The organism is Candidatus Pelagibacter sp. uisw_098, assembly GCF_059512505.1.
The window spans coordinates 926,591-938,243 of record NZ_CM183454.1; the positions used below are offsets into that span (position 1 = coordinate 926,591).

The following is an 11,653-nucleotide window of genomic DNA, read 5'->3' on the forward strand; positions in this document are numbered from 1 at the left end:
TTTTTTGAGAATAATAATCAATAACACTTATGGATAACAAAATTGTAGAAGTTTTTATACCTGGACCTGCGGGGAGAATGGAGGCCAAGTATTACAAGAGTAATAAGATTACATCACCAATCGCGTTAGTGTTACAGCCTCATCCTCAATATGGAGGAACAATGAATAATAAAGTTGTAGTAGATACATTTCATACATTTATGGAAAATGAGTTTTCTGTTTGTAGGGTAAATTTTAGAGGTGTTGGAAAAAGTGATGGAGAGTTCGATAATGGTCAAGGTGAATTAGCAGATGCTGCTGCTGCTTTAGATTGGTTAGAAAGAGAAAATTTTGATAACTCACAATGTTGGGTTTCGGGATTTTCTTTTGGATCTCTAATAGCTATGCAGCTACTTATGAGAAGACCTGAAATAAACAGATTCATTGCTATATCTCCTCAACCTAATGTATATGATTTTTCATTTTTATCTCCTTGTCCAACTTCAGGTTTGATGATTTATGGAAAAAAGGATGAACTAGTTCCTTTGGAGTATATCACTGATCTAAATAAAAGATTAAGTGCTCAAAAAGGTATTAATGTTTCTTTTCAAGCAATAAACGATGCTAATCATTTTTTTACTAAAACTGAAGATGTTTTAATAAAAAGCTTGGATAAATATATAAAAAAAGAATCTGCTTTATTTTAATAGTTTTTAATTAAAGCACCACCAGAACAAGGTTTTGTTACATTGGTCGTTTTGGGAAATGATATTTTTTTTTTTAAAAAAGACCTAATCGCAAGATATGCAAAAGCTTGTGACTCTACAAAATTACCATCAATTTTATAATCATCTATTAAACAAAGACTCACATTAGATGGAAGTTTATCTTTAACACCATTAATTAAAGATGAATTTTTTCTACCACCCCCACAAATAAGTATATTTAATTTTTTATCTCTATCGAAATTAATTGATGTAACAATCGATTGATAAATTAAGAAGGCTGTAAAATCAGTTAAAGTTGAAACACCGTCTTCCAAAGAAAGTCCGCGAACAAAATTTAAGTCAAAATCTTTAATATCAAAAGAAATACTATTATTCTTTTTTATATTATTAAAGTTATCAATTGCTTGATTTAAGATAATTTTATCTGTTTTTCCAGCTTTAGCTAATTCACCATTTTTATCAAATCTTTCTTCACTATTTTTTCTTACCCACTCATCCAATAAACAGTTGCCTGGTCCAATGTCATAACTTCTTAAATCCTTAAGATCCCTGGAAGAAATTATCGTTATATTGGCTATACCCCCAATATTTAAAATACATGCGGGCAAATTAATTTGATTTTGGTTAATTAACAGTAAGTGAAAAATAGGTGCTAAAGGTGCCCCCTGCCCCCCATTAATCATATCATTTTCTCTGAAGTTATAGATAACTTTTTTCTTTAATAAGTTTGATAATAAATAAGCATCACCAAGTTGTCTCGAAATTTTTTCATTTGCGTTATGAAATATAGTCTGTCCATGGAATCCTATTAAATCGATATCGAAAGAATAATCATTAATGATTTTTTTACATATAGATGCGTGAAATAATGTAATTTTTCTCTCAAGGTTTTCCAGTAAAACTGAGTTAATCTCCAGATCTCTAGAAGAGTTGATTTTATTCCTTATATAAACCAAATCTCTATACAATTCTTCATCAAATTTAAAATATTGATCAAAAACTGCTTCATATTTATCTTCACCATTTGATTTAATGATTGAAGCATCAATTCCATCCATTGAAGTTCCACTCATTAATCCTAGTGATGTATAAATTTTTTCCATTCTTATTTTTTTTTAATAAATATTGTATATTGTAGTTAACATATTTATGAATAAATTTTTAACAGAATTTAAAGAAAGAGGTTTCTTCTACCAATGTACTGGGGAAGAGGATTTGTCTAAGTTATTAGATAAAAAAAAAATTAATGCCTATATAGGGTTTGATTGTACGGCTGAAAGCCTTCATGTTGGTAGTTTACTGCAAATCATGTGTCTGCGATTATTACAAAAATATGGACATCGTCCAATTGTGTTATTAGGAGGTGGAACAACAAGAATTGGTGATCCTTCTGGTAAAGATAAGACGAGAGTAATTTTATCAGAAGAAGAAATTGAAAAAAATATCAACAACATAGAAAAGATTTTAAAAAATTTTTTGGACGATAAAGATACAAAAACTAAACCTATTTTTGTAAATAATTATACTTGGCTTAAAAATTTAAATTACATTTCTTTTTTAAGAGACATAGGAAAGCATTTTACAATTAATAAAATGCTGAGTTTTGACAGTGTAAAGATAAGATTAGAACGAGAACAGTCATTAAGCTATATGGAATTTAATTATATGATATTACAGGCCTATGATTTTTTAGAACTAAATAAAACAAAAAATTGCATGCTTCAAATTGGTGGCTCTGATCAGTGGGGTAACATTATAAATGGTGTAGATTTAATAAAAAGACATTCCAATAATCACGTCTATGGTTTAACCACGCCCTTAATAACATTGGCATCAGGTGCTAAGATGGGCAAAACAGAGTCCGGCGCTGTATGGTTAGATAAAAAATTTCTTTCACCTTATGATTATTGGCAATTTTGGAGAAACATAGATGATAGAGATGTTTTAAAATTCATTAAAATATTTACAGATATAAATATTGATGAAATTGAAAGAATTAAAAATAATAATATTAATGAACTAAAAATTTTACTAGCCAATAAAGCAACAGAAATGTTGCATGGTGAACATGCAGCTAAAAACAGTGAAAAAACAGCAAAACAAACTTTTGCTGATAATTCGATGGGAGAAAACTTACCATCTATTTTAATAGATGAAAAAAAAATTAAAGAAAAAATGAGTGTTATAGACTTAATAATCTTGTCTAAATTAGAGAGTTCAAAGAGTGAGATCAGAAGACTGATTAAGGGAAATGGAATTAGAATAAACAATCAAATCATCACTGATGAAAAATTAATTATTACCAACGATTTGTTTAAAGATAATTTAATCAAACTCTCTTTAGGTAAAAAAAGACATATTAAGGTTGAATTAAGCTAATTCTTTTTAATTTTTTCTAAAGTTCTAGTTATAAATCTTGGTGTTAAAGATTTAATAGGGTTCACTGTAGTTTTTAAATTTTTTGGTGGTCCTTTAATCTTAAAACTAACCCCAAAAACACCTTCCCCTGCCTTGTCTCCAATTAAAATTTTACCCAATAAGGGTATTGAGGCTATAGACTTGTTTATTGTTGTGGCTGGTACTAACGTTCCTCTCAAACTTACTAACTTCCTAGTTTCAATATACCCATTCATTAATATAGAAACAGCAGGGCCAATCGCATACATTTCTTCAATTGTTGTAAGACCCTTTTGATTTGAAAAATTCATTTCAAAATCAGTAAACCTTATACCCTCACCTGTTAAAAGGTCAGCTATTCCCTGTAATGAAGCCAAGCTTAAAAGTTTAGCAAAGACAGGTACTTCTTTAACTTTAAAGTTATCAATAATTAGCACTGAATTAGAGACACTACCTTTCTTAGAGGAGTAAAAATCCAAGTATCCTTCTTCAAATCCTTTAATAAAATCATATCTTTTAATTAGAGGCTTCGGGTAAGCGGAAAATAATTTTGTTATAGTTTCTGAGTTATTATTAATTTTAATAGATAGATTAATTTTCTTCTGATTTGGAAAAGTAGATTCTATTGTTAAATCATTTATTTTATTATTATTAAAACTTATATCCCCATAAAGATCATTCATATAATTAATCTCATCAATATAAGTTTTTTTTATTCTAATATTAATTTTCGAGTTTAGATTCTCAAAAATATGTGAGCTTTCTTCATCACTATCCATAATATTATTAATTATTCTAGAAGCATCAAAACTCTCACCTTCTATAATAAAATTTGAATTATCTTTTTTTAAGTTAAGATTATTCAAAATTTTTTTATTATTTTTATAATTAATATTAAAAGCTTCTATACCTATAATTTTAAAATCTTTATTAAAATTTAAACCTTCAACTGAAATTGAATTATCTTTCTGTTTTAAACTAATTAAATCAAGTCTTAGCTTATTATCCTTTTTAAAATTTCCTTTTATTGAAATTAAAGAACTTAAACCTTCTTTCTTTTCATAATCCAAGGGCTCGATTAATAGTGAATTATTCTTAAGATTTATTAATGAATTAAATGAAAAGTTGCTGTTATTTTTAATTATTTGGTAGGATAAGTTATCCAATTTATCTTGTAATATGATATTTCCTTTTCCACTTATATCAAGTTTATTGTTTTTATAATTAATAATAACCTTATGTTCTTTTAATTTTATTTCTCCAATATAGTTTGGTAAATATGGCTTTAATTTTAAATTTTTTTGGTTAAAAATTAGTTGATTTAAATCAATAATTGATTCAACTTTAAAGTTATCAATTTTTAAATTTTTACCAACATTAAAAGAAAAGTTATTCTTTGAGCTAAATTCAATTTTTTTTATATCCATATCGTTAGGTAAATTGTTAAAAATTTGCTTTAACTCTTCAATCTCAAAGTTTTTTCTATCATGTAGAAATTTTCCATTAACAAAAAATAAATTTTTTTTTTTTTAATTTTAATTAATGGTGAGTTTATCTTTATATTATTAAGCTCCACATTTATTTGTTTCAATGAATAGACGCTTTTATCGATATTAAAGTTAAAATTGAAATTTTGTAATTTAATTTTATTTAGAATATTTAATTTCACTTTTTTAATAGAACCTTCAACTTTATAATTTTCTTTTATCTTTCCATTTTTATCAAATTTTAAATTAATGTTTGCGGTTACAATTCCATCTTTTATAACTGTGTCTAAAACAAAAAGTTGTGGAGAATTTTGAAATAACCTTGCTAATGCAATTATATCATTAAGTTTAATCTCTTTTGTTGTAATTTGTAGGTCATCAATTGAAAATTGATTATTAATTAAAGATTTTAATGCTACATTCGTCTTAATATTTTTTATCTCTAAACTCCTACCTCCTAATAATATCTTGGGATTTTTAGTCTTTATATTTACAGTAAAATTATATGGATTTAATAAATAGCTTACATCACTTAAACTTAAGTTAATTTTTTTATTAATTTTTAAAATATTATTGTTAATTAGATTGTTGAATTTATCAGTTTTTATTCCAAAAATGCTTAAATAAAAAATTGCTAAAATTAAAACTAAAAATGTTATTAATAAAATTTTAATTATTTTCATAATTATTTGACTTTATACAGTGAACTTTCTAAAAAGTCGTCTATTTCGCCATTTAATATCTTATCAGGATTTGAACTCTCAAAGCTAGTTCGATTATCTTTAACCATTCTATAAGGATGTAGTACGTATGATCTAATTTGATGCCCCCAACCTATTTCTGATTTAGATGATTCAACTGTTTGACTTTCTTTTTCTCTTTTTTTCATTTCAAAATCATAAAGACGTGCTCTAAGCATATTCATACAAGTATCTTTATTTTTATGTTGCGACCTTTCGTTTTGACATTGAACAACTATTTTAGATGGTAAGTGTGTAATTCTAACGGCACTATCTGTTGTGTTTACATGTTGACCACCCGCTCCACTAGATCTGTACGTATCAATTCTTAAATCTTTTTCTATAATTTCAATATCAATATTTTCATCAACAACAGGATAAATCCATACACTGGCAAAACTTGTATGTCGTCTCGCACCTGAATCAAATGGGGAAATCCTAACCAATCTATGTATGCCAGATTCAGATTTTAACCATCCAAAAACATAATCTCCCTCAATTTTTATTGTTGATGATTTTATACCAGCCTCATCACCCTTATGCTCACTTATTAGCTGTGATTTAAAACCTTTAATAACAGACCATTTTAAATACATTCTTCTTAGCATTTCAGCCCAGTCTTGACTTTCAGTTCCTCCTGCACCTGCGTGAATTTCTATGTAACTATCAAAAATGTCGGTTTCGTTTGATAGAAAACATTTTGTTTCATTTTTTTTTGCTAACTTTTTTAATTCTTTGATATTTTCTAAAACTTCAGTAATTATTGACTGATTTTTTTCTTCTAAAGCTAATTCATTTAATTCATGTAAATCAGTTAAAGACCTAACAGAATTATCGTGTGAGTTTATTAGCTCCTCATATAGTTTTTTTTCTTTAATTATTTTTTGTGAATTTAATTTATTTTGCCAGAAATTATCTTCTAGTATTTTTTGATTATTTTTCTCTAATTTGGAATGAATTTTATTCTTTTCAAAGATACTCCTTAACTCTTTGATTAATCTTTTTTATTTCAGATCTGTGATTTAAATATTCATTTTCCATTAATAGAACTTTAATATATTATTATTTTTTAATCTATTATTAATATCTTTATTTAAAGCGCTATCTATTTTTTTATTTTTATAAGCCTCGATTATAGTAAATTTACTCTCACTCAAAGCTTTTTTACCAGTTATCGGATCAATAACTCTCATCAAAATATCATCTGCAACTTTAAATGGTCTTGCATCTTCTTTATTAACTGCATTTTTTATAAAGCTTTTAAAAATTGGCAACGCAGTTTTTGCACCTGTCTCATATCTTCCTAATGATTTTGGATTATCCGACCCAACATATACGCCTATTGCAAGCTTTGATGTAAACCCTATAAACCAAGTATCAGCATTACCGTTAGTAGTACCTGTTTTTCCAGCTAAGTCTAAATTAAGGTCTTTTAATTTTTTTCCTGTACCATTCTGAATGGTGCCTTCCAATATCGAGGTCACCTGGTATGCTGTTTGAGGAGAAAAAATTTGAAGAAATTCATCCTCTATTTCTGGATAATCTTTACTTAAAAAAGATATTTGATCACAATTTAGACATTTTCTTTTTTCATTATTAAATATTGTATTTCCTTCACTGTCTTGAATTCGATCAATCATTATTGGTTTTACAAGCTTTCCCCCATTAACAAATGAGGAATAAGCAGATGTGAGCTTTAATAAGGTCGTTTCAGCAGACCCTAGGGAAATAGATAACAATTCACTTGGATTATCATAAATACCTAGTTGTTTTGAAAAATTAACTATTTTTTTCAAACCAAGATCTTGTGCAATTCTAACAGTCATTAAATTTCTAGACTTTTCTAATCCCATTCTTAATGTTGAGGGACCATAAAATTTTTTTCCATAATTTTCTGGTTTCCATAACTTTAGATCAGACCCTTGCTTCAGAACTAGTGGGGCATCTAATATCAAAGTAGATGGAGTGTAACCATTTTCAAGAGCTAACGCATAAATAAAAGGTTTAAATGCTGAACCAGGTTGTCTTAGTGCTTGTGTTGCTCTATTGAACTCACTTTTTTTAAAACTAAAACCACCACTTAATGCTAAAACTCTACCTGTAAAAGGATCCATTACAACTATACCACCATTTGCTAAAGGTAATTGCCTTAATGAAAATATATTATCATTTATATTTTCTACATAAATAACGTCTCCAATTTTTAATATCTCATTAAATTCTTTTTTTATCCAAGAAATATTTTCATATTCAATAACACCATTCAATTCATTCTCAGTTTCAATTTCTAAAGAAAATTTATTAATTTTTCTTACTATTGCTAAATTCCAATTAATTGATTTTTCTAATCTAAATTTATCTAGTTTGTTTTTCCAATTATTTAATTTTTTTTTTCTTAATAATGGTCCACGCCATCCTTTTCTCTTATCGTAACTCATCAAACCTTCTCTTAAAGATTCTATGGCAATTTTTTGTAAGTTTAGATTTATTGGAGTGCTTATATTTAACCCTTCTTTATAAACTTTATCAAAACCAAGCTGATCAACAACATCTTTTCTAATATCTTCAACATAATAACTTGTGTCTTCCGTAAAAGTTTTTTTTCTTTTTTTTAATATAATTTTTTTATTAATAAACTCTTCATACTCCATTTTTTTTATATATTTATTTTCATATAAATTTTGTAAAACCAGGTCTCTCCTAAACTTAGCCAACACCATATCTTTATAAGGATTGTATCTACTTGGGGCCTTTGGTAATGCTGCCAATAAAGCAGCTTCATAATAATTCAATTCACTAATTGACTTATCAAAATATTCTAGACTTGCAGACGCCACTCCATAGGCTCCTCCACCAAGATAAATTTGGTTTAAATACAGTTCTAGTATCCTTTCTTTTGAAAGAACTCTTTCTATTCTAAATGCTAAGATTGCTTCTTTTATCTTTCTATTCAAGCTCACCTCATTAGTTAGTAAGAAATTTTTTGCTACTTGCTGTGTTATCGTTGAGGCTCCTTCCAGTCTTCTTGATGATATAATATTGGAAATATTATTTATTATAGCTCTCAAAACTCCTTTTGCATCTACACCAGGATGTGAATAAAAATTTTTATCTTCGGCAGATAAAAAAGAGTTGATTACTTTTTCTGAAATTGCATCGTAAGGGACAAATATTCTTTTTTCAGTAGAAAAATTATTTACTAATTCCCCATCACCTGAGTAAACTTTACTTGAAACTGGTGGCTTATAACTCTTAAGAAATTTATAATCTGGTAAATTATTAGAAAAAGCCCATAAAACACCTAATACAGAAAATGCAGTTAATAGACCAAAGCTAAGAATTAGTATAAATATATTTTTAATAATTCGGTGCATTTTAGTTTAATATACATGTGAATTTGTTAAAGTTAAGGCATCAGAATTCAAACAAAATTTAAAATTATTTAAATAAAATGGAACAACCAATCAAAAATATATGGAAAAAAATTTATACATTGATGCTTCGCATCCAAATGAAACTAGAGTCGTGCTTAAATCAGACGATAATATCGAAGACTACGAGTACGAAGGTTTAAAAAACAACCTAATTAAGAACAATATTTACCTTGGTAAAGTTAGTCGTGTAGAGCCATCTTTGCAAGCTGCTTTTATTGATTTTGGAAGAGACAGGCATGGTTTTTTATCTTTCAATGATATTCAGTCAGACTACTATCAAATCCCCCAAAGTGATTTAGCTAAAATAAAAGAAGAAGAAGAAAAAGAAAGAGAAGAACTTTTAAAAGAAAGTGAAAAAGAAGAGCAAAAAAATATTAATGAAGGTAACTTAGAGATTAATGATCCAGTCGAAATTACACCTGAATCAGAAGTTGAATCAAACTCATCTGAAGAATTAATAGCATCAGGCGAATCTGCATTAATTGAAAGCACTGATCAAGAAATACAAGTTCCTCAAATAAAAAAACCAGCGCTGAGATTCAGGTCTAAACGATATAAAATACAAGAAGTTATAAAACCCAATCAAGTGATCTTAATACAGGTATTAAAAGATGAAAGAGGACAAAAAGGAGCTGCCTTAAGTACTTTTATTTCTATTGCTGGTAAATATATTGTTTTAATGCCCAATACTCCAAAAGGTGGTGGTATATCAAGAAAAATTTTTAATCCTGGTGAGAGAAAAAAAATTAGAACAATTTTAAACGATATAAATATACCAAAAGAAATGGGTCTCATTGTTAGAACTGCAGGATCCAATAAAACAAAAAACGATATAGATCACGACCTTCAAACATTAATAAAAACTTGGAATGGAATTAAAGAAACTGCTTTAAATTCTATAGCACCATCTTTAATTCACCAAGAAAGTGACATTATAAAAAGAACTTTAAGAGATATGTATGACGAGGATACAAATAGCATAATCATTGAAGGTAACGATGGCTATAAAAAAGCACAAGGCTTCATGAAGTTAATGATGCCATCTCATGTTAAAAAAATTAAAAAATATAGAGAAAAAGTTCCTTTATTTTTTAAGGAAAATATAGAAGAGAAATTAAACCAAATTTATGACTCTGAAATTAAATTAAAATCTGGTGGATATTTGGTAATTAATCCAACGGAAGCATTAGTTTCAATTGACATAAATTCAGGAAGCTCAATAAAACAAAAAAATGTTGAGAGTACTGCTTTAGATACCAATCTTGAAGCAGCAGAAGAAATATCAAGACAGATTAAAATAAGAGATTTATCTGGTTTAATAATTATCGACTTCATTGACATGCTGAGCTTTGGAAATAGAAGGTTGGTTGAAAGAAAACTTAAAGAAAAATGTAGAACTGATAGAGCAAGAATTCAAATAGGAAGAATTAGTAATTTTGGATTGTTGGAGATGTCCAGACAAAGACTACGTGAAAGTGCTGTAAAATGGAAAGTTACTCTTACAGATGAGTCTTTTGCTATGAAAATTCTTAAACTAGTGGAGGTTAAAGCTGTTTTAACAAAAGCAAAATTTGTAGAGCTAAAGATCTGTGAAAAAATATCTGACTTCATGAAAGAAAACTTCATTGAAGATTTGAAGTATTTTGAAGAGAAGAACTTAATTAAAATAGATATTATTGCAGATAACTCTCTTATTATTCCTGAATATATAATTGATCTTCAGAATAAAACTAAAAAAACAATAGAAACTGTTGAGCATCTAGAAAAACTGAAAAATTTAGAAGAGCAAAAAAAAGAATTTAAATCTTTTGAAAATTCCAATAAAAAAAAACCTTATAAAAAAAAACCTTATAAAAAAAAGTTTTTTAAAAAACCTGCAGCTTAAATAATTCCTGTTGTTGGTGAGGATGCACTTCCGTATATAGATTTTTCTATTCGTCCTGCTAAATAAGACTGTCTTCCAGCAATGACTGCATTTTTAAAGGCTAAAGCCATTTGAAATGGTTTTTTAGCTTTAGCAATTGCTGTATTGGCCAAAACTCCATCACAACCTAATTCCATAGCAATAGCTGCATCTGATGCTTGACCTAAACCAGCATCAATTATTACAGGGAGTTTTGTCTGACTTCTTATAATCTTAATATTTGTTGTATTTTGAATTCCAAGTCCAGATCCTATAGGTGCTGCTAAAGGCATAATTGCACAAGCTCCAACATTTTCCAATCTCTTAGCCATCAATGGATCGTCATTACAATATACCATCACTTTAAATCCTTCTTTTGTTAAAACTTCAGTAGATTTTAAAGTTTCAATCATATCAGGGAATAGATTTTTCTTGTCACCTAAAACTTCAAGCTTTACCAATTTCCACCCACCAATCTCTCTAGCTAACCTCAATGTTCTAAGAGCTTCTTCAGAGTTAAAACATCCCGCTGTATTGGGAAGGTAGGTAATTTTTTTTGGATCTATATAATCCATTAATAATGGTTTTTTTTTATCTGAGATGTTAACTCTTCTTACGGCAACTGTTACAATTTCTGCACCAGATAATTTTATAGCTTTTGCACATTCTGACATGCTCTTATATTTGCCAGTACCAACTATCAGTCTTGAATTAAATTTTTTCTTAGCGACTATTAATTTATCTTTATTCATTTCTACCCACCTCCAATAAAATGAACTATTTCTATTTTGTCATTTTTTTTTAATTTGATTTTATTTGTTTTATTTTTATCTATTATTTCTTGATTCAATTCAATTGCTACTTTTTTAAGAGGAATTTTTAGCTCTTCTAGAAAAATTGAGAGGCTTAAATTTTCATTTACCATTGAAATTTTACCATTTATCTTAATTTTTATTTTTTTTATTTTTTTCATAATGTATAAGTA

The 11,653-nt window shown here is 27.7% G+C and carries 10 protein-coding genes; 3 read left to right on the plus strand and 7 right to left on the minus strand.

The genetic code is table 11. The features are described 5' to 3' along the window. Nucleotides 1-41 precede the first annotated feature (41 nt). Nucleotides 42-686, plus strand: coding sequence for an alpha/beta hydrolase (locus AC5YF9_RS05035; RefSeq protein WP_415304916.1), 645 nt, complete (start codon nucleotides 42-44; stop codon nucleotides 684-686). Here AC5YF9_RS05035 and AC5YF9_RS05040 read toward each other — a convergent pair. Continuing rightward, nucleotides 683-1,810, minus strand: coding sequence for an anhydro-N-acetylmuramic acid kinase (locus AC5YF9_RS05040; RefSeq protein WP_415303604.1), 1,128 nt, complete (start codon nucleotides 1,808-1,810; stop codon nucleotides 683-685). The two genes, AC5YF9_RS05035 and AC5YF9_RS05040, sit on opposite strands and share 4 nt — an antisense overlap. A 46-nt stretch (nucleotides 1,811-1,856) precedes the next feature. On the opposite strand from AC5YF9_RS05040, the gene tyrS reads away from it, so the two are divergent. Further along, a complete protein-coding gene (gene tyrS, locus AC5YF9_RS05045; protein WP_415303605.1) occupies nucleotides 1,857-3,086 on the plus strand; it encodes a tyrosine--tRNA ligase in 1,230 nt (409 codons plus the stop codon). Here the strand turns inward: tyrS and AC5YF9_RS05050 are convergent. The 4 genes from AC5YF9_RS05050 to AC5YF9_RS05065 are packed head-to-tail and all read right to left on the minus strand — an operon-like array spanning nucleotide 3,083 to nucleotide 8,705. After that, complete coding sequence (locus AC5YF9_RS05050; RefSeq protein ID WP_415303606.1) at nucleotides 3,083-4,531, minus strand: AsmA-like C-terminal region-containing protein; 1,449 nt, start codon at nucleotides 4,529-4,531, stop codon at nucleotides 3,083-3,085. The two genes, tyrS and AC5YF9_RS05050, sit on opposite strands and share 4 nt — an antisense overlap. Nucleotides 4,532-4,560: 29 nt before the next feature. Beyond that, nucleotides 4,561-5,274: a hypothetical protein gene (locus AC5YF9_RS05055; protein WP_415303607.1), complete on the minus strand. Its 714-nt coding sequence runs from the start codon at nucleotides 5,272-5,274 to the stop codon at nucleotides 4,561-4,563. Nucleotides 5,275-5,276: 2 nt separating this feature from the next. After that, nucleotides 5,277-6,326 carry a peptide chain release factor 2 gene (gene prfB / locus AC5YF9_RS05060; protein WP_415304918.1) on the minus strand — a complete coding sequence of 350 codons (1,050 nt, stop codon included), beginning with the start codon at nucleotides 6,324-6,326 and terminating at the stop codon, nucleotides 5,277-5,279. Nucleotides 6,327-6,371: 45 nt separating this feature from the next. After that, nucleotides 6,372-8,705 (minus strand): penicillin-binding protein 1A, encoded by a 2,334-nt coding sequence (locus tag AC5YF9_RS05065; protein ID WP_415303608.1) that lies wholly within the window; start codon nucleotides 8,703-8,705, stop codon nucleotides 6,372-6,374. Between the two features lie 100 nt (nucleotides 8,706-8,805). Between AC5YF9_RS05065 and AC5YF9_RS05070 the strand changes: the two genes are divergently transcribed. Further along, nucleotides 8,806-10,650 (plus strand): Rne/Rng family ribonuclease, encoded by a 1,845-nt coding sequence (locus tag AC5YF9_RS05070; protein ID WP_415303609.1) that lies wholly within the window; start codon nucleotides 8,806-8,808, stop codon nucleotides 10,648-10,650. Here AC5YF9_RS05070 and AC5YF9_RS05075 read toward each other — a convergent pair. After that, on the minus strand, nucleotides 10,647-11,420 hold the full coding sequence (locus AC5YF9_RS05075; RefSeq protein ID WP_415303610.1) for a thiazole synthase: 774 nt from the start codon (nucleotides 11,418-11,420) through the stop codon (nucleotides 10,647-10,649). The genes AC5YF9_RS05070 and AC5YF9_RS05075 overlap by 4 nt on opposite strands. 2 nt (nucleotides 11,421-11,422) lie before the next feature. Then, nucleotides 11,423-11,641 (minus strand): sulfur carrier protein ThiS, encoded by a 219-nt coding sequence (gene thiS, locus AC5YF9_RS05080; RefSeq protein WP_415303611.1) that lies wholly within the window; start codon nucleotides 11,639-11,641, stop codon nucleotides 11,423-11,425. Between the last annotated feature and the right edge of the window lie 12 nt (nucleotides 11,642-11,653).